The sequence below is a fragment of the Sediminicoccus sp. BL-A-41-H5 genome (assembly GCF_050632405.1).
Classification (GTDB): Bacteria; Pseudomonadota; Alphaproteobacteria; order Acetobacterales; family Acetobacteraceae; genus Roseococcus.
The window spans coordinates 2,854,352-2,873,179 of record NZ_CP192601.1; the positions used below are offsets into that span (position 1 = coordinate 2,854,352).

Annotated in this window: 16 protein-coding genes and 1 pseudogene; 5 read left to right on the forward strand and 12 right to left on the reverse strand. The window is 67.2% G+C overall.

Annotated elements, in window-relative coordinates:
- Nucleotides 1-13: 13 nt before the first annotated feature.
- The 3 genes from ACQ860_RS14000 to ACQ860_RS14010 all read right to left on the reverse strand — a co-directional run bounded on the left by ACQ860_RS14000 (nt 14) and on the right by ACQ860_RS14010 (nt 2,416).
- On the reverse strand, nt 14-1,393 hold the full coding sequence (locus ACQ860_RS14000; protein WP_431303964.1) for an esterase-like activity of phytase family protein: 1,380 nt from the start codon (nt 1,391-1,393) through the stop codon (nt 14-16).
- Nucleotides 1,394-1,483: 90 nt separating this feature from the next.
- Nucleotides 1,484-1,642: a hypothetical protein gene (locus tag ACQ860_RS14005; RefSeq protein WP_431303965.1), complete on the reverse strand. Its 159-nt coding sequence runs from the start codon at nt 1,640-1,642 to the stop codon at nt 1,484-1,486.
- Nucleotides 1,643-1,705: 63 nt separating this feature from the next.
- Entirely contained in the window at nt 1,706-2,416 is a 711-nt protein-coding gene (locus tag ACQ860_RS14010) for a GNAT family N-acetyltransferase (RefSeq protein WP_431303966.1), read from the reverse strand.
- Nucleotides 2,417-2,470: 54 nt separating this feature from the next.
- Between ACQ860_RS14010 and ACQ860_RS14015 the strand changes: the two genes are divergently transcribed.
- The 3 genes from ACQ860_RS14015 to ACQ860_RS14025 all read left to right on the forward strand — a co-directional run bounded on the left by ACQ860_RS14015 (nt 2,471) and on the right by ACQ860_RS14025 (nt 4,485).
- Complete coding sequence (locus tag ACQ860_RS14015) at nt 2,471-3,277, forward strand: ferredoxin--NADP reductase (RefSeq protein WP_431303967.1); 807 nt, start codon at nt 2,471-2,473, stop codon at nt 3,275-3,277.
- 342 nt (nt 3,278-3,619) lie between these two features.
- On the forward strand, nt 3,620-3,943 hold the full coding sequence (locus ACQ860_RS14020; RefSeq protein WP_213616679.1) for an NIPSNAP family protein: 324 nt from the start codon (nt 3,620-3,622) through the stop codon (nt 3,941-3,943).
- Between the two features lie 2 nt (nt 3,944-3,945).
- The gene (locus ACQ860_RS14025) at nt 3,946-4,485 is read left to right on the forward strand and encodes a dihydrofolate reductase family protein (protein ID WP_431303968.1); all 540 of its coding nucleotides are present in this window, start codon (nt 3,946-3,948) and stop codon (nt 4,483-4,485) included.
- Between the two features lie 163 nt (nt 4,486-4,648).
- On the opposite strand, the gene ACQ860_RS14030 is transcribed toward ACQ860_RS14025, so the two are convergent.
- The 4 genes from ACQ860_RS14030 to ACQ860_RS14045 all read right to left on the reverse strand — a co-directional run bounded on the left by ACQ860_RS14030 (nt 4,649) and on the right by ACQ860_RS14045 (nt 8,338).
- A complete protein-coding gene (locus ACQ860_RS14030; RefSeq protein WP_431303969.1) occupies nt 4,649-5,950 on the reverse strand; it encodes a TRAP transporter large permease in 1,302 nt (433 codons plus the stop codon).
- 2 nt (nt 5,951-5,952) lie between these two features.
- Nucleotides 5,953-6,495 carry a TRAP transporter small permease gene (locus ACQ860_RS14035; RefSeq protein ID WP_431303970.1) on the reverse strand — a complete coding sequence of 181 codons (543 nt, stop codon included), beginning with the start codon at nt 6,493-6,495 and terminating at the stop codon, nt 5,953-5,955.
- Nucleotides 6,496-6,670: 175 nt separating this feature from the next.
- Nucleotides 6,671-7,648 carry a TRAP transporter substrate-binding protein gene (locus tag ACQ860_RS14040; RefSeq protein WP_431303971.1) on the reverse strand — a complete coding sequence of 326 codons (978 nt, stop codon included), beginning with the start codon at nt 7,646-7,648 and terminating at the stop codon, nt 6,671-6,673.
- Nucleotides 7,649-7,738: 90 nt separating this feature from the next.
- On the reverse strand, nt 7,739-8,338 hold the full coding sequence (locus ACQ860_RS14045; protein WP_431303972.1) for a 2-hydroxychromene-2-carboxylate isomerase: 600 nt from the start codon (nt 8,336-8,338) through the stop codon (nt 7,739-7,741).
- 78 nt (nt 8,339-8,416) lie between these two features.
- Here ACQ860_RS14045 and ACQ860_RS14050 point away from each other — a divergent pair, with 78 nt between their 5' ends.
- Complete coding sequence (locus ACQ860_RS14050; protein ID WP_431303973.1) at nt 8,417-9,676, forward strand: leucine-rich repeat-containing protein kinase family protein; 1,260 nt, start codon at nt 8,417-8,419, stop codon at nt 9,674-9,676.
- 5 nt (nt 9,677-9,681) lie between these two features.
- Here the strand turns inward: ACQ860_RS14050 and ACQ860_RS14055 are convergent, their stop codons facing one another.
- Nucleotides 9,682-10,665 (reverse strand): Bug family tripartite tricarboxylate transporter substrate binding protein, encoded by a 984-nt coding sequence (locus ACQ860_RS14055; protein WP_431303974.1) that lies wholly within the window; start codon nt 10,663-10,665, stop codon nt 9,682-9,684.
- Between the two features lie 160 nt (nt 10,666-10,825).
- Here ACQ860_RS14055 and ACQ860_RS14060 point away from each other — a divergent pair, with 160 nt between their 5' ends.
- Nucleotides 10,826-11,755 (forward strand): NAD(P)-dependent oxidoreductase, encoded by a 930-nt coding sequence (locus ACQ860_RS14060; RefSeq protein ID WP_431303975.1) that lies wholly within the window; start codon nt 10,826-10,828, stop codon nt 11,753-11,755.
- A gap of 164 nt (nt 11,756-11,919) precedes the next feature.
- Here ACQ860_RS14060 and ACQ860_RS14065 read toward each other — a convergent pair.
- The 4 genes and pseudogenes from ACQ860_RS14065 to ACQ860_RS14080 all read right to left on the reverse strand — a co-directional run.
- Nucleotides 11,920-12,309: pseudogene (locus ACQ860_RS14065) on the reverse strand (hypothetical protein); the annotation flags it as partial.
- Complete coding sequence (locus ACQ860_RS14070; protein ID WP_431303976.1) at nt 12,309-13,274, reverse strand: rhamnan synthesis F family protein; 966 nt, start codon at nt 13,272-13,274, stop codon at nt 12,309-12,311. The pseudogene ACQ860_RS14065 and the gene ACQ860_RS14070, both read right to left, overlap by 1 nt.
- A 59-nt stretch (nt 13,275-13,333) precedes the next feature.
- Nucleotides 13,334-15,370, reverse strand: coding sequence for a methyltransferase domain-containing protein (locus tag ACQ860_RS14075; protein WP_431303977.1), 2,037 nt, complete (start codon nt 15,368-15,370; stop codon nt 13,334-13,336).
- Between the two features lie 399 nt (nt 15,371-15,769).
- A complete protein-coding gene (locus ACQ860_RS14080; RefSeq protein WP_431303978.1) occupies nt 15,770-18,808 on the reverse strand; it encodes a beta strand repeat-containing protein in 3,039 nt (1,012 codons plus the stop codon).
- Between the last annotated feature and the right edge of the window lie 20 nt (nt 18,809-18,828).

Here is an 18,828-nt window from a genome sequence, read left to right on the forward strand (position 1 = left end):
AAGTGCGGGCGCCTCAACGCGCCCGCAGCAGCTCCGGCACGCGCAGCAGGATCAGCTCATTGTCATCCGCGCGCGTCAGGTGCCGCCCGGCCGAGAAGGGCAGGTTGTTGTCATTGCCGACGATGATGTGATCCGCATCCACCATCGCCACGTTCTCGATCGTGAAGAAGGGGAAGGTGAAGACCGTGTCGGACGCACCCGCCGCCCGGTCGCCCCGCTGGCGCGCCACGCGGTCCGGGTCCTGGATCGCCATCAGGTCCACATGGCCGATCTTGCGGATGAAGCCCTCCGCATCCGGCGCGCCGACATCCACCAGGTAGATGCGCTTGAGGCGCGCCGGCATGGCGAAGCAGGGCGCAGCATGCGTGCTCTCGACGCCCTGGGCGCAGGCGCGGCCGGCATCGCCTTCGCCATTGTCGCGCTCGATCACCAGCGCCCGGCGCTCGTCGATGAAGTTGAAGTCGCCGATCGCCGTCGCCCCCGGCTCCAGGCGGTAGCGCAGGGTGCGGCCGGTCCAGTCCATCCGCGCCACGTCGAATTCCAGCAGCCGCAGGAACTGGCCTTCGGGCTGGTTGCTGTTCGGCGCGAAGAGCGGCTGCTCCATCAGCGCCCAGAGGGTGCGGCCATCCGGCGTCAGCGCCATGCCCTCATAGCCGCCGGAGCGGCGCACGCGGTGGGGCACACCGGCGGTCGGGTTGGCGGGGATGAGGTTGGCGTGATGATCGGGCGTGCGCAGCACCTCGCCCTCCATCCGCGTCTCGATCACGCGCAGCAGGCGGCCCTGGCCATCGAAATGCAGCAGATAGGGGCCGAACTCGTCGCCGATCATCATCGTCCCGTCGGGCAGGGGCTGGATGCTCTCCACGTCGAAATCGGCGCCGGTCAGGTAGCGGTTCGGCGTCGCCTCGTTCTGGATCACGAAGCTGGTCACGCGGTTCGGGTCGGAGAGGAAGATGGTGTTCTCGACGGCCACCGCGCCGCTCTGCCAGTTCGGCCGCACGCGATGGATCATGAGCAGCGCGTCCGGGCTGTTGCGGCGATTGCCGAAGCCATTGTCGCCCGTCACCCAATAGCTGCCATCGCCCACCGGCTTGATGCCGGAAAAGCCCTGGAGCGGCTGGCCGGGGAAGGGCATGGCGAGGCCGGTGGGGCGCGGGCCATAGCCCGGAAGCGTCACGCCGGGGATGCTGCCGGCCTGCTCATTCCGGGCATTGCCCGGGCCAGCGAAGCGGCCGGACAGGCGGAAATACTCGGGCGCGTCGGCCGGGGGCGCCAGGAAGGTGGCGGCGGGCAGGATCGCCTGGCCGACCAGCCGCGCCTCGAAGCGCGTATCGGCGGCGGCGGGGCCGATCAGACCGAGGGCGGCGACGGTGGCGAGCAGAAGATGGCGCATGGGGAAACCTCCGGAAGGGAGGCCCCCGCCTAGCCATGCACGATGACGCGGCCGCGACGGATTTGTTGCGGCTGCGTCAATATTGCGACCCTAGACGAAACCGACCAGCGCGCCCTTGGTGACCATGGCGGCCAGCGCCGCGGCGGCCAGCGCCGGGCCCAGCGACATGTGCCGTGAGGTCAAGGCCCAGACGGCACCGGCCGCGATGAGGGCCCAGGCCAGCACGTCGCCCGAATCAATGCCTGTCATCTGACGTTTCCCGTGTGACGTTGCGATGACGCAACCTAGGACGAAACCCGTCTCTCGGCCAGTTTATTCGGCGGCCATGAGGGAGCGCTTCGGGCGGCCCGCCGCATCCCAGTTGCCGTCATCCAGCCAGGCCTGGATGGCGGCGGCCCGGGCCGGCCACTCATCGGCGAGGATGGAGAACCAGGCGGTGTCCCGCCGGCGGCCCTTGATGGTCATCACCGCGCGCAGCGTGCCCTCATAGGTGAAGCCGAGCCGCTTCGCCGCCCGCCGCGAGGGCGCGTTCAGCGCGTTGCACTTCCAGGTGAGGCGCCGGTAGCCGAGGTCTTCCATGGCGTGGCGCATCAGCAGGAACATCGCCTCCGTCGCCGCGCGCGTGCGCTGCATGCGGGGGCTGAACCAGATGTTGCCGAGTTCGATATGCGCGTTGGCCGGCTGGATCTCCATCAGCGTCAGCCAGCCATCCACCGTGCCGCTGCGATGCGGCCGGACAGCCCAGGCGATCGGGTCATGCGTGGTGGCGAACCCGCCGATGAACTGGCCGAGCGCCGCCTCGGAGGCGAAGGGGCCATAGCCCATATAGGCCCAGCCGGCCCCGCTCGCATCGCTCTGCGCCGCCTGCCAGAGATCCGGCACATGGCGCATGTGCAGCACCTCGAGGTCCACGCTGCGGCCCTTGTGGGGGATGCGCGCGGGCAGGGGCCGGGGCGTGGTGTCCACGGGCGGGCCCACGGGCGGGTCGGTCTCGGGGTCATGCGCAGGGATGAAATCAGCCATGCCCCCATCATTCCCCGCTTGCGCGCGCCTGTCACGGGCCGCAAAACGCCTGCCATGGACACGAACACCCAACCCATCCTCACCGCGCCGCCGGGCTTCTTCGCCGAAGAGGTCACCTGGGTGCATCACTGGACCGAGAGCCTGTTCAGCTTCAAATGCACGCGCGATGCGACGCTGCGCTTCACCTCGGGCCAGTTCGCGATGATCGGGCTGATGGTGGACGGCAAGCCGCTGACCCGCGCCTATTCCATGGTGAGCCCCGCCTGGGAGGACCATCTGGAGTTCCTCTCCATCAAGGTCCAGAACGGCCCCCTCACCTCGCGCCTGCAGCACATCAAGGTGGGCGAGCGCGTGCTGATCGGCCGCAAGCCCGTGGGCACGCTGATCCCCGACAACCTGCTGCCAGGGCGCAACCTCTGGTTCCTGGCGACGGGCACCGGCCTCGCCCCCTTCATGTCCCTGATGCGCGACCCCGAGGTCTATGACCGCTACGAGCGGATCATCGTCGCCCACACGGTGCGCGAGGTGAAGGAACTCGCCTATCGCGACTACATCACGGGCGAGCTGCGCGAGCACGAATTGCTGGGCGAGATGGTCTCGGAGAAGCTGATCTACCTGCCCGCCGTCACGCGCGAGCCCTTCCCCGTGCAGGGCCGCATCACCACCCGCCTGGAGACCGGCGAGGCCGAGAAGCAGGCGGGCGTGGCACCGCTCGACCCTGCGCATGACCGGGTGATGATCTGCGGCAGCGAGGCGATGAACGCCGATTGCAAGGCGCTGCTGGAGGCGCGGGGCTTCACCGAGGGCACCAACAACGCGCCGGGCACCTACGTCCTCGAGAAGGCCTTCGTGACGAAGTAATCCCCACGAACCCGCCTTCGGCGTCTTCGCGGGGGCCCCACAGAGTTCCCCATCAAATCGCCTGCGGCGCTTTGATGGGGGCCCCGGTTTGGCGCTGATCCTGGAGGCTGGGCTCATCCTGTCGTGATGAAGCCACGACAGGGCGCCGGGGGGCGGCCAGTGGGGATGGCTGGACAGCCCTTCCAACGCGCGCGACGTTGGAAGGGGAAACGACGCGCACCGAGAATCCGGCCGCAAAGCGGCCGGCGCGCCGCGACCGCCTTATCAACCAGCGCCACATGCCTGCGGCGCGAAGCCAAGGCGGCGGAGCCGCCGCCGGCGTTTGAGGGAAAGAACGACTCCATGTTCGTCGAAGAGCGCATCTACACCATGCATCCCGGCAAGATCGGGGACTACATCAAGGCCTATGCGGCGGAGGGGCTCGCGATCCAGAAGCCCATCCTGGGCCGCCTCGTCGGCTACTACTCCACCGAATTCGGGCCGCTGAACCAGGTGATCCACATGTGGGGCTACGAGAGCCTCGCTGAGCGCGCCGAGCGCCGCACCAAGCTCTTCGCCAACCAGGACTGGCTGAACTACCTGGCCAAGGTGCGCCCCTTCATCGCCAGCCAGGAAAGCAAGCTGCTGATCCCGGCGCCCTTCATGCAGGTGAAGTGGCAGGACTGAACGTGACCGTCCGCGTCGCCTACATCGCGACAAGCCTGGACGGCTTCATCGCGGCGGAGGACGGCTCCGTCGCCTGGCTCGAAGCCTTCCAGGCGACGGATTACGGCTATGGCGAATTCTTCGCCGGCATCGGCACGCTGGTCATGGGGCGTGCGACCTATGACCAGGTGCTGCATTCCGGCGCCTGGCCCTATGCCGGCAAGCGCTGCCTCGTGTTGAGCCGCCGCGGCATCGCTCATGCGCCCGAGGGCGTGGAAGCCTGGAAGGGCGACCTCGCCTCGCTCGCCGCGCATCTGGCGGCGTTGCCCGAGCGCGTCTGGGTGGTCGGCGGCGGCAAGCTCATCGCGGGATTGCTGGCCGAGGGTGCGCTGACCGAGCTGGATCTTTTCGTGATGCCGGCGCTGCTGGGCCGCGGCGTCCCCCTCTTCGCGGGCGGCCACCCGCCACCGGGCCGGCTCAACCTGCTGGACACCCAGACCTGGCCGAACGGCGTGGTGCGCCTGCGCTACGCGGTCGCCGAAGCGACACCCACCAAGCTATAGCGCCGCCCACCAAGTATCCGGCCGCAACGCGGCCGGCGCGCCCAGACCGACTTCACGGTTGGCACAACCGCCGCGGCGCGAAGCCAAGCCGCCGGAGGCGGCGCGTCGTGCCGAAGGCACGCCGCCGGCGTGACGTGCCTGAGGGCGGCAAAAACTCTTGCGGCTACTGCCGCAAGAGATAATCCGGCAGCCAGGTGACGATCCCGGGGAAGATCGTGATCAGCACCACCGTCACCACCAGCATCATGAAGAAGGGCAGCGCCGCCCAGGCGATCTCGGTCTGCTCCTTGCCCGTCATCGTCTGCATGACGAAGAGGTTGAAGCCGAGCGGCGGCGAGATCTCCGCGATCTCCACCAGCAGGATGATGAAGATGCCGAACCAGACAAGGTCGAACCCGGCGAGCTGCACCATCGGCACCACGACGGAGGTGGTCAGCACGATCATCGAGACGCCGTCCAGCGCCGTGCCCAGGATCAGATAGACGACGGTGAGGATGCCGATGATGGCGAAGGGGCCCAGCCCCGCGCCCGCCACGGCGGCGGCCAGTGCGGCCGGGATCCCGGTCAGCGCCATCGCCTTGGTCAGGAAGGCCGCACCCGCCAGGATGAACAGGATCATGCAGGAGAGCCGCGTGGCGCCGGCGAGGCTTTCCACGAAGCTGCGCCAGGTGAGGCAGCGTGTGACGGCGGCCAGCACCAGGCTGCCCAGCACGCCGAAGGCCGCCGCCTCCGTCGCCGTCGTCCAGCCCAGGAACATCGAGCCCATGACGGTGACGATCAGCAGGATGCACGGGATGAGCTGCGCGGATTGCTTCAGCTTCGCCCCAAGGCTCATCCCCGGCCCGGCGGCCGGCTGCTTCGCGGGATTCAGCATCGCCCAGATGATGATGTAGAGGCTGAACAGCCCCATCACGATGGCACCGGGGATCATGCCCGCGATGAAGACGCGCACGATCGAGACCTCGGCCGCCACCGCATAGACCACCATGATGATGGAGGGCGGGATCATGATGCCGAGCGTGCCCGCGGTGGCGAGGCTGCCGATGGCCACGCGCTCGTCATAGCCGCGCCGCTTGAGTTCGGGCAGCGCGATCTTGCTGACCGTGGCGCAGGTGGCGGCCGAGGAGCCCGAGACGCTGCCGAAGATGCCGCAGGCCAGGATGTTCACATGCAGAAGCCGCCCGGGAATGCGCCGTACCCAGGGGGCGAGGCCGTTGAACAGCTCCTCCGAGAGGCGCGTGCGGAACAGGATCTCGCCCATCCAGATGAACATGGGCAGGGCGGCCAGCGTCCAGGAGCCGGTGCTCTCCCAATAGGCCGAGGCGAGGAAGAGGCCCGGCGTCGGGTTCACCAGCGACATCGCGACATAGCCGGTGCCGGCGAGCGCCAACGCGATCCAGAGCCCGCTGCCCAGCAGCAGGCAGAGCAGGACGAGCAGCAGCAGCGCGAGTTGCAGGAGTTCCATGCTTACATCTCCGCCGAGAAATCGCCGCGCGCGGCACGTTCTTCGGCCGCTCGGACGTAGCTCGGCTTTTTGCCGCGCAGCACGATCGCCAGCTCATCCAGGATGGCGATGAGCAGGATGCCGGAACCCAAGGGGATGGCGAGCTTGGGGATCCAGATCAGGAAGGGCACGCTGCCCTGCGCCACCTCCTCGATCTCGCGCGAGAACATGGCGTCCGAGAAGGTCCAGTAGACGATGTAGGCGACCAGCGCGGCGGCGAGCAGCAGCACCGCGATCTCGATGAGGCGCCGAAGCCCGGGCCCCGCCTTGTCAATGAAGAGGCCGACGCGGATCAGCTCGCCGCGCTTGAAGGTGTAGGCCAGCGCGAAGAAGGTGGTGGCGACGCAGAGATAGGCGGTGAAATCGTCCGCGCCCGGCAGCTGGATATTGCCCTGGCGGAGGAAGACCTGCGCCATCATCGTGGCGAAAATCCCGAAGAGCGACAGCGCGGCGAGCCCGGCGCTGACGAGGTAGAGCCCATCCAGGGCGCGGCGCAGGATCGTCATGGGCGGGGTGCCTCAGGGGATTATCGCAGGGCGTGGTGTCACGCGATGTTCGGCCCGGCCGCCGGGCCGGGGCAAGGGCTTATGGCAAGCGGCAAGCCCGGTGCGCGGCGGCGCTGCACGCCGCTTGCGCAACCGGGTCCTGCATCTGGGCAGCGCTTGGGCGCTGCCCCCTCACTCAGCCGCGATAGGCGGCGATGACGCGGGCGCCATCCTCGCCGGCGCGGGCGACCCATTCGCGCGTCATCTCCTGGCCGATGCGGTCCAGCGCCTCCAGCAGCGCGGGCGAGGGGCGGGCGACGGTCATGCCGCGCTGGGCCAGGGTCGCCTCGCTCGCCGTGATCGCCTCCTCCGCCAGGCGCCAGCCGGCGGCCTCGGCCGCGGTGGCGGCGGTGCGGATCGCGGCCTGGTCGGCGGCCGAGAGCGCCTCGAAGGCGCGGCGGTTCACGAAGACGGCGTTGCGCGTGTGGGTGAAGCCGACCGGCGTATAGATTCGGCTGAAATCCCAGGCGCTGCTGTCCACGCCGGTCGCCGCACTCGTCACCATCGCGTTCACCACGCCGGTGGCGAAGGCCTGCGGCACTTCGGCGGCCTGGATCAGCGCGGGGTTGGCGCCGATCAGCGTCGCGAAGCGGTTGGTCATCACGCTGAATGTGCGGAAGCGGGAACCGCGCAGCGCCTCCAGCGTATCCACCGGGGTGTTGGTGTAGAAGCCGGAATTGGGCCAGGCGACGGTGTAGAGCAGCGAGAGGCCCTGGCGCTGGAAGCGCGCCTCGATGAAGGGGCGGGTCAGTTCGTTCAGGCGGCGGGCCTGGGCGATGGTCGGCGCCAGCATAGGCACGCCGTCAATCTCGAAGAACGGGTCCTCATTGCCATAGGCGCTGAGCAGGATCTCGCCGAGCTGCACCTGGCCCTGCTGCACGCCGCGCTTGATCTGCGCCATGGGCAGCAGCGAGGCGTTGGAATGCATCTGCACCTGCACGCGGCCGCTCGTCGCCGTCTGCACCGCCTCGATGAAGGCGCGGTTGTTGCGGGTGTGGAAGTTCCCGTCCGGATAGGGGGTGGCCATCTGCCAGCGGGCCTGGGCGCTGGCCAGGCCCGGCATCAGGGGGGCGGCGGCGCCGGCGGCCAGCAGGGTGCGGCGGGTCACGGTCATGGTCGGGCTTCTCCGGGAAGGTGTCTCTCTGGGTGGGATCATCGGCCGGGCCATGCACTTGGCGCAAGCCCGGCATTTCTTGCGGGCGGGTCAGGATCGCAGCGACCCCGCCAGGAAGCGATCCAGCAGATCCAGCCGGTCATTGCCGAAGAAGAGTTTTCCATCGGCCGTGACCATGGGCAGGCCGAAGACGCCCGCCGCGATGGCTTCCTCGGTGTTGGCGGCGAGCTGGGTCTTCCAGCGTTCCTCGCTGGTGGCGGCGATCACAGACTGCGCGTCGAGCCCCGCCTCCGCGCCGAGCCGCCCGAGCTGGTCGAGATCCTCGATGTCGCCCATCTCGCTCCAATAGGCGCGCAGCACGGCGCGGGCGAAGGCGCCGCCCTTGCCCTCGGCGCTGGCGAAGCAGGCGGCGCGCAGCGCGCGGGCCGGGCGCAGCGGATAACGCGGATGATAGCGCAACGTGACGCCGCCGAGCGCCGCCCAGTCCTTCAGGTCCTGCCTGTACCAGGCGAGGAAGGCGGGGTTCGCCTCCAGCGGGCGGCGCCCGTCAATCGCGTCAATCAGCCGCGCGAGATAGACCGGCCGCCATTCCACGCCGCGCCCGTGCTTCGCGGCGATGCCCTCGATCCGCAGCGCCGCCAGGTAGCACCAGGGGCTGTGCACGTCGTAGCGGAAGATGAGGGGCGTCATGCGGGCAGGTTGAGGGGGCGGTGTGCGGGGCGCAAGGGGCGGCATGGCGCCGCGCGTGATCTGCGGTAAGGCAGGCGCATGACCCTCGATGCCCTGCGCCGCGGCGACCTCGCCGGCGCCCGCGAATTGCGCCTGGCCCATTGCGGCCTGACGGAATTCCCGCGCGAGATCTTCGGCCTTGCGGAGACGCTGGAGGTGCTGGACCTCGGCGGCAATGCGCTGTCGGAGCTGCCGGCCGATTTCGGGCGCCTCACGCGGCTGCGCGTGCTGTTCGGCTCGAACAACCGCTTCGCGCGGCTGCCGCCCGCGCTGGGCGATTGCGCCGAACTCAGCCAGGTGGGCTTTCGCGGCACCGGCCTGCGCGAGGTGCCGGCCGAGGCGCTGCCACCCAAGCTGCGGTGGCTGACGCTGACCGACAACCGCATCGCCACACTGCCGGCGGCGCTGGGCGAGCGGCCCGCGCTGCAGAAGCTCATGCTCGCCGGCAATGAGCTCACGGCCCTGCCCGAAAGCCTGGCCGGGGCGGCCGGGCTGGAGTTGCTGCGCCTCGGCGCGAATCGGTTCGGGACTTTGCCGGGGTGGCTGGGCGAGCATCCGGCGCTGGCCTGGCTCGGCCTCGCGGGGAACCCGGCGCTGGAAGGCGCGCTGCCCGCCGCGCGGCTGGTGCCCTGGGCCGCGCTGACGCCCGGCGCGCTGCTGGGCGAGGGCGCCTCGGGCCGCGTGCATCAGGCCCTCTGGCGCGATGGCGCGCCGCGCGAGGTCGCGCTCAAGCTCTTCAAGGGGGCGATGACCAGCGACGGCCTGCCGCGCCACGAGATGGCGGCGAGCCTCGCCGCCGGGGCGCATCCAAACCTGGTGGGCGCGTTGGGCGAGGTGCGGGACCATCCCGAGGGCCAGGCCGCGCTGCTCATGCCGCTCATCCCGCCGCACTGGCGCGTGCTGGCCGGGCGGCCGAGCCCGGAGAGCTGCACGCGCGATGTCTATGCGCCCCGCCTTCGCCTCGAGCCCGGGGCGGCCCTGACGCTGGCGCGCGGCATCGCGGCGGCCACCGCGCATCTGCACGCGGCGGGCGTGCTGCATGGCGACCTCTACGCGCACAACATCCTGTGGGACGGCATGACGGGCGCGGCCGTTCTCGGTGATTTCGGCGCGGCGGCCCTGCTCGGCGCCGATGCTGGCCTGACGCGGATCGAGACCCGCGCCCTCGGCATCCTGCTGGAGGAACTGTGCGCGCTGGCTCCGGCGGCGACCGCGCTCAGCGCCGTCGCGCAACGCTGTCTCGCGCCGCGCCCGGCGGACCGCCCTTCCCTTGCGGAGGTCGCGGCCGCGCTGGGCTGAGCGCGCTATTCCGGCTGCACCCCCGCCGCGCGCAGCAGCGCCACGCTGCGCTCCATTTGCGCGCGGACATAGCCCATCACCTGTTCCGAGGTGGTGAAGCCCGGGCGCACCTGCACGGCCAGTTCCGTCAGCCGCCGCTTGTTCTGCTCGATCGCGGTCTGGAAGGCGGCGCTCAGTGCGGCGACAACGGCCGGCGGCGTGCGTGCGGGCGCCAGCACCGGGAACCAGATCTCCGCGATGAACTGGGGCAGCCCCGCCTCGGCCGAGGTCGGCACATCGGGCATCGCCGGGCTGCGCTCGGCCGCGGCGATCACCAGCGGCCGGGCCGAGCCCGCGCGCACCACGGCGGTGGCGGCCGGAATATCCGGCGTGCTCATCTGCGCCTCGTTGCTTAGCACCGCCAGCATGGAGGGGCCGCCGCCGCGATACTGCACGATCTGGAAATCCACCTGCGCGCTGGCGCGCAGGATCTCGCCCGCCAGGTGGATGGCGCTGCCGATGCCGCCCGAGGCCAGGTTGTAACGGCCAGGATGGGCGCGCAGCAGGGCCAGCAGCTCCTGGAAGGTGCGGGCCGGGAGCTGGGGGTTCACCACCACCACATGCGGCGCGAAGCCGATGATGCCGATGCCCGCGAAGTCGTTCACCGCGTCATAGGGCATGCGCGCGACCAGCGCCGGCGTGATCGCCTGCGCGCTGCTGTTGACCAGGATGGTGTAGCCATCCGGTGCCGCCTTCGCGACGAGGTCCGTGCCCACCAGCCCGGCCGCGCCGCCGGTGCGGTTCTCGATGACGAGCGGCTGGCCCAGCGCATTGCCCACCGCCTCGGCCAGGACGCGCGTCACCACATCCGTCCCGCCGCCCGGCGCATGCGGGATGATGACGCGGATCGGCCGGTCCGGCCGCCAGGCGGGTTGGGCCAAGGCAGGCATGGCCAGGGTAGGCATGGCCAGGGCAAGCGGAGCGGCGAGCGCCGCGCGGCGTTTCAGCATGGATCGTTTCTCCCTGCGGGGTGGCGTCTCATCCGCGCCACGCTCTCACGCGCGGAGCTTAGGGCAGCGTCTTCGCCTCGCACCATGTTTTTTGACACGATGGCGCGCGGCGCCCGGCGGCGGCATGCTGCCCCCAACCAGAACAGGGAGGAACGACAGCATGAAGATCGGGTTCATCGGGCTTGGCACCATGGGGGCCTTCATGGCCGCCAATCTCCAGCGCGCCGGCTATCAGCTCGTCATCAACGACATCCGCCGGGAGGCCGGGGCCAACCGCATCGCCGCCGGCGCCATCTGGGCGGAAACGCCGCAAGCGGTGGCCGAGCAATGCGAGGTGGTCTTCACCTCCCTGCCCGGCCCGAAGGAGGTGGAGGCGGTGGTCTTCGGCCCCCAGGGCCTGCTGGCCGGCATCCAACCCGGCGCGGCCTATTTCGACCTCTCGACGAACGCGCAATCGCTGATGCGCCGCGTGGGCGAGGCGATGGCGGAAAAGGGCGCCTTCGGCTTCGACGCGCCGGTCAGCGGCGGGCCCAAGGGGGCCGAGACCGGCCAGCTCGCCATCTGGGTGGGCGGCGACAAGGCCGTCTATGAGCGCTGCAAGCCGGTGCTGGACGCGATCGGCGACCAGGCGGCGCATCTCGGCCCCATCGGCAGCGCGACGGTCGCCAAGCTCGTGCACAACATGGCGGGCTACGCGATCCAGGTGGTGATGGCGGAGGTGTTCTCGATGGGCGTGAAGGGGGGCATGGATCCGCTCGACCTCTGGGCGGCCGTGCGCCAGGGCGCCTATGGGCGGCGCCGCGTCTTCGATCGCCTGGCCGACCAGTTCCTGATCGACCAGTACGAGCCGCCGGCCTTCGCGCTGAAGCTGGCGCACAAGGATGTGACGCTGGCCGTGACCATGGCGCGCGAACTCGGCGTGCCCATGCGCTTCTGCCAGCTGACGCTGGAGGAGATGAACGAGGCGCTGAACCGCGGCTGGGGCGAGCAGGACAGCCGCGCGCCGATGAAATTGCAGCTGGAGCGCGCGGGGGTGCAGATCAAATGCGACCCGGCGGCGATCCAGGCGGTGCTGGAGAAGGATGGGTGAACTGGCGTAGGAAAGGGAGCTGGGCGCGGAAACTCTCTGAGTTCCGGTTTCGTTCGCAGCTGGCCCTTGTCCCAAGGGTTCAGGATCGGCAGTTTCGCGTGCACGAAATCATCGACATTCCGAGTGACTATCGCGAGGCCATGGATGCGCGCCGTTGCTGCAATCAGCGCATCCGGCTGAGCATAGGCGTATCGCGCTTTCTGGCCTTCGACGACGAGGTGGCGCCATGCGACTAGCACAGCCTCATCGAGCTCCAGGATCCGCGCGCCGAACCAAGCGCGAACCCCATCGTGCAGCCAGGCTTCGAGTTCCGCGCGAAAGCCAGGGTCGGCGACGCGCTCGATCCCGAAAACAATCTCCGCAACCGTCACGCGGCTCAAGTAGCAGGCAACTGGCGGTACGTTGCTGGCCCAGGCGGCCACGCCCCGGTTACAGCTCGCCCCCTTGCGCCGTTCCGAGATGAGATGGGTGTCCGGCGGCCAGCCGCAGCAGTATCTGCTCGCCGCTGGGCCACCCCAGGGGGGCAGGCCACTGTTCTCTCGCCCAATATTCATCACGGCGCGGATCGACGCATCACACGCTTCAGGTCGTCCATCACATCCCGGTAGAGATCCGGCGCGCGGTCCTGCATGATGCGGTGCCAGGCGAAGAGGTCTGGTACCCGTGTTGGATCGTCGCGCAGCAACTCACGTTTGATGAAGGGCCCTCCCGCATCGGCCAGCAGCAGCCAAAGGTCAATCACGGGATTGGACGCGCTGCGCCGTGCCGCAGCATGCAGCGCCCGCTCAGCGGCAGCCCTGATCAGGTTTGCCATAGCATGCGAGGGAGGCGGGCTCTCAGCCTCGACAATGGCCTGGGCGTGACGGATCAGCGCCTGATAGTGGAAGGCTGCGGCACAGCGCAGTCCTGCCGCCTGCATCGCGGGAGTAAGTCCGATTTCGTAATGCTTCACCACGGCCCATTTTGACCGAACATTTCTCACTCCGCGCCAAAACTCGGAGAATGCCGGATGGGTCAGTGCAGCCGGTCCGAAGGCGACGAGGTAGCTCTGCAGATGATATCGCTTCTGCCAACTGTCAGTCGCACCCCAGACATCGGCGCTCGCGAAATCCATCTTGTCGAACAATCCCGCGAGGGGCGATAAGGGAGCATAGACACTGTCATTCGCCAGTACCAGCATGGACAGGCATTCCAGTTCGATGCCCAAGTTCAGAATGCCGTCGCGATAGGCTCCGAAATCATAGCCGCGATTGTCGCGCAAGATGATCCGGATACAGCGACCGGACAGGTAATCCAGGCTCTCCCTGGTGATGCCCGAATTAGTGACGAAGGCGATGCAGAAGCCTTCGGCCAAAAGGGCATCGATGTAGCGTCGTGAATGACGGTGCACGACCCCGCCTCCATCATAGTGGACGAAGATGCAGACCTTGCCGGTCGGTGGCGCCTCGCCCTCCATATTGGTGTGCACACAGGATTTCGTGTCGCCCGCAGCGATCCAAAAATGGATATGGGCAGCCACGCTCCGCCACAAGATGATGATGCTGAATCGCACTTTCTGCGCGAGGCGATGAAGCCCGCTCACGAGGTTGACCGCGCCGGAAAGCTGTTCAGATGAGCGACCTCTGCTTCGGCCTCCCGAACCAGTGCGGCCGCCGCATCCGCCTCACCAAGCATGCTCAGGCCAAGGGCCGCGGCCTCGGTTGCCGGCCAGTAAAGAACCGTGGCAGCGGCGGTGTCGCCCGTAGCGAAGCTCCGTAGCAGGCCAGCACGCAGCACCCGCAACCAGTCCAGCGCATCGCGCCGACGCCCGTCGGCCAATTGCAATTCCATCACGGAGCGGCAATAAGCGAGCGACGCTTCGGCATGGCTGATCGGGCCCACCTCGCTGATGTTCCACCAGTCGGCCGGCATCGCCGCCGCAATGCGGCGTGCTTCCTCCAACGCGCCGCGATTGACCAGCGCGACAAAGCAGCCTCGGACGGCGACCTCCGCGTGGCGCATGCCCCCGGCTGCGATCAGCGCCTCGATGCGGGCTGCGATGCCGCCGTCGCCCCGCAGCGCGGCAATGACGATAAGTTCGCGAGTTGCGGCAAAGGCCACCTCCTCTGCGTCTCCATCATCGGAGCCGATGGCCCGCAGGGCGGCACGCAAACGCCAGGCCGCTGCCGCAGCGGCGCACAACAGATGCTCCGCGGGTTCGCCGCGCTGGAGCTTCTCCAGCCCCAACTGCAATTCCATCACGGCGCGACAATAAGCGAGCGATGCATCTGCCTGGCTGATCGGGCCGATGTCGTTGATGGCACACCACTCGGCCGGCATCGCCTCCGCAATGCGGCGTGCTTCCTCCAATGCGCCGCGATTGACCAGCGCGACAAAGCAGCCTCGGACCGCGACCTCCGCGTGGCGCATGCCCCCGGCCCCGATCAGCGCCTCGATGCGGGCTGCGATGCCGCCGTCGCCCCGCAGCGCTGCCATGACGACAAGCTCGCGGGTTGCGACGAAGCCCACCTCCTCGGCGTCTCCATCATCGGAGCCGATGGCCCGCAAGGCGGCGCGCAAACGCCCGGCCGCCGCCGCGGCGGCGGCCAGCAGGTGCTCCGCGGGTTCGCCGCGCTGGAGCTTCTCCAGTCCCCTGTGCAACAGCACCCCCGCCAGGCAGACCGGCTCCCGCGCGACCAGGGCTTCCAGGGACAGGGTCCCGGCTGCCGTATCGAAGCTCTCGATCCCACGGCCAAACCGAGCTGTGACCGCTGCCTCCAGATCATCCCATGCGTCCATGGCGGCGGGCATGTCGCCGGCGGCGCTTCGTTCCCGATACAGGCGTGCCCGCACGCCAAGCCCGAGGTCGGAGGTGGGCGGCACGGCGCTGGACGCCGCGGCCAGCCAAGCAAGATAGGGCGCGCGATCGTTATCGGAGCCATGGGGCGGCGCGCCGGCGATGGCGATCAGCTGCGCACCTTCACGCGTTACATTCACCTCGTCGAAACCGGCGCGACGCAACAGCATCGCAAGGCTCGCCCGCGATTGGATCACCATGTGCCAGCCCGCTGAGAGAAGCGGGATGAGCAGGCCTTCCCCCGTTTCGGGCGCGATCAGTTCGGCTGCCGGGGTGGTGAGCACCAATGTCCCATCCGGCCGAAGCGCGCGCCGCAGTGTGATCAGCATGGCAAGCGGATCAGGCACATGCTCCAGGACTTCGGAGGCATGGACGACATCGAAACTCTCGCCCAGCGGATCATCGGAAAGCAGGTAGCGCGGCGTGATGGGCAGGCCGAGCAAGTCACGTCCGGCTGCGGCAAAAGGAGACGGGTCGAGGCCCGTCACGTCCCAGCCGAGAGTGCGGCGCGCGATGTCGAGTCCAAGGCCGAACCCGCAGCCAATTTCAAGGTAGCGCGAACCGGGCTGGCGGCCGAGAGAGGCCAACCGCACAGCCATGCCGCCCATATTTGCGCCCTGCTGCAGATAAAACGCCAAAGCGGCACCGCCGCCCGGCGGATCCTCGGCATAATCTCCGACGGCCAGCTTTTCGAAAAAATGCGCGCCACATGCCTCGCACGCCAACAAGCGAAGCCACTCTCCGCGAGGTGTGGGCACTTCCAGCACCGGGCGCTGCATGATGCTGGCTGTGCAGTTCGGGCAGCGCATGAACGCGGTGGATGCTGCGCGTGCCGTAAGCCAACGCGGCGACGTCGCTGTCATATCAACTGGGCCTCTTTCTGGATCGCGCGCACGGCAGGTCAACCCGCACGCAAAAGCATTAAAATAAACGACAACAATGCAGGAAATATTTATTGTATTTTATTTATAAATGAAAATATTTATTTAATTAAAATCATAAATTTTAACCGTTTGCCCTGTTTTCATAAACTATCGCGGATAGCACTGCTTGCTTGCGCCGTAAGCCACGACACCGATTTCAGGCGCCCCGCATCTTGCAACCGTTTGTCCAGAAAACCGGGGCCGGCAAAAACACCACACGCCGGCTTAGTGTCCGCACGCTACCTGGACCTCAGGTCACGTGAACCATAGTAGACCGTCGTACTGCAGCGGCGCGGGCAGTTGGTCTCGTGTGCGACCCGTCCAGGTCACTGAGGTGTCGATCACGCCATTGCCATCCAGATCACCGTGCATGGTGACGCCTTCCCAGCCAGGCGCACCAGCACTGTCGACCCACAGCACCTGGCTCACACCAGGAAGCCAGCCGAACACCGACAGACGCTCACCCACTTCCCAGTCTGTGATGGTTGCCCAGGTGGTAGTGCCTCCGCGACCATCCAGGAAGAAGTCGTCGCGACCAGCGCCACCTGTGAGGAAGTTGGAGCCTGTGCCGCCATCCAACACATCATCGCCCGCTCCGCCGTTGGCTGCGTCATCACCACCCAACAGATTGAAGAAGTCATTGCGTGACGTGCCGATCACCACATCGCTATTGGGACTTCCCAGTGTCTGATATTCCAGCCAGGCAACAGGACCCACATAGCGGTCAGGCAGAATCTGGGTCGATACGCCGCCCGTTAGCACAGTCACCAATGGTTCTAAGCCTTGGAGCGAACTCACCAGCACGGGTGCAGCGCCACCAAAGCTCAAGAGTTCGACGTTTGAAAGTTTATCCGTACCGTCAGGACCTGACACGATGAGTGTGGCGCCGTCATAGCCAAGACGATAGGCGGATTGCGCACCGCTGAAGGAAGCCAGATCAACGCCAGCGCCCCCATCGATCACATCATTTCCGCCCAAGCCGATCAGGGTGTCATTCCCAGCCAACCCTGTGAGCGTGTCTGCGTTGGGCGTGCCGACGAATGCATCATCATTAACGATCGTGCCCGTGGCAGATGCGGTGCCAATCACCAGTCCCGTGCTGGGAATGCTGAGAGTGACGATGAAGCCCTCGTCCGTTTCGCCAGAGGCATCGCCTGCGACCTCGATCGTGATGGTCTTGCTGGTCTCGCCGATGTCAAAGGTCACAGTGCCAGTGGGCAGCGCATTGCCCACGAAATCCGCTGCTGCGGCTGCGTTGGTGCCTGACCCTGTCACAGCCCAGGCAGCGGTGTGCACCACAGAGCTGTCGCCTGTGCGTGTCGCTGTGAAGGTGTAGTTGGTGGTGCCGCTCTGACCTTCTGCCTTGGTTGCAGAGGTGGCTGCGAGTGACACAGAGGCATCGTCATTGATGATGGTGCCTGTGGCAGAAGCCGTACCAATCACCAGCCACGTGCTAGGGCTGCTCAGGGTGACGGTGAAGCCCTCGTCGCTTTCGATAGCAGCGTCGCCTACCACCTCAATGGTGATCGTCTTGCTGGTCTCGCCGATATCAAAGGCTACCGTGCCCGTGGGTAGCACTCCACCCACGAAGTCCGCTGCTGCGGCTGCGTTGGTGCCCGAGCCTGTGACAGCCCAGTTCGCTGTATGCGGCACTGAGATGTCGCCTGTGCGTGTGGCTGTGAAGGTATAGCTGGTGGTGCCAGCGTTACCCTCCGCCTTGCTGCCAGAGGTGGCCGCGATGGACACAGAGGATTCGTCGTTGACGTTGGCCACCGTAATGGCGACGGCCTGAGGGGTGCTGGTCAGACCGCCATCCGAGGCGGCGGTGAGGATGATGTCGTAGACATTGTCAGCGCCGGCATCGGCGGGGCCCTCGAAGTCCGGCGCATTTACGAAACTCACCTCCCCTGTGACGGGGTCTATCGCGAACAGCAGCGCATCTGCTCCGCCGCTAATCGACCAGGTCAATGCATCGCCGTCCTGGTCGGTGCCCGTCGCGGTGAATACAACGCCGGTGTCGTTCTCGACGAAGGGGACCAGAGGGCCACCCGTGTTCTCATAGGCTGTCAGCGTGCCGGCAGAATCCCCCACCACAAGGTCGAGGTCGCCATCGCCATCCAGATCGGCAAAGCTGGGCGAACTGGAATCGCCGATGTCGACGCCCTCAAAGGGATTGGTCGCGAATACGCTGAAGCCATCGACAGTGTTTTCATAGGCAACCAAAGTGCCGTCCTGCGCCCCCATGACGAGATCGAAGTCGCCATCGCCATCCAGGTCTGCGAAGGCAGGCGCGTTAGGGATGCTCCCGCCAACACCGGCGAGAGGGTCAATGGTAAAGGCAACGCCGACCTGGCCAATCACCTGAACGCCTGACTCCGTCCATACGACGAGGTCGAGGCTGCCATCGCCGTCCAAATCGGCGAATGCTGGCTTTGCCGCACCGCCCGCTTGGAGACCAGCATAACGATCGAGAGGATCAGGCGTGAAACCAAAGTCGGTCTGCAGGTAGACCGATAATGTGCCGTCAACGTTCCCCACCACCAGGTCGGCGCGGCCATCGCCATCAAGATCGGCAAAGACTGGCGAACTGCGGGAGCCAACACTGATTCCGGCAAAGGGGTTGACGGCGAGAGGGCTGAAGCCGGCACCGTTCCTTTCATAGGCCAGCAGCGGCCCGTCACCCGCGCCCACCACAAGGTCGACGTCACCATCCCCATCAACATCGGCAAAGGCCGGCGCGCTGAAGGACCCAACACTGATGCCGGCGAAGGGATTGTCGGCAAAGGTGCCAAACTCTACGGCCAGCGGCAGCGAAAGAGTGATCTGCGGCGCATCATTGGCATCCGTCACCGTGATTGCGACATCGAGCGACGCGCTGGACTCGATGTTGTCGGTGACCGACACCACGATACGGTATATGTTATCACCATCAAAATCGGACGGCGCCTCATAGTTCGGCGGCACCTTGAAAGTCACCACGCCTGTGCCGGCGTCAATGTTGAACCGCCCCGCATCGTCACCGCTCAATGACCAAGTCAGCGGGTCCCCCTCCGGGTCAATGCCCATTGCGGTGTAGACCGGCCCCGTGCCGTTCTCTTCGAAGGCGGCCTCCCCGCTGGAGGTCACGACCAAGGTCGGGGGAATATCGGACTGGGCAAGTGATGACGACACAGGACACCTGAAATGGAAGCCGGCACGCTCCCACCAAACGGAAATAGATCCGCGCTTGCCGGAGCGCGGCGCCACCCATCCCCACCCGGCGGCGATGAGGGATCGAACATAGCCACGTTGCAAGCCGAAGACTTGCCACAGCG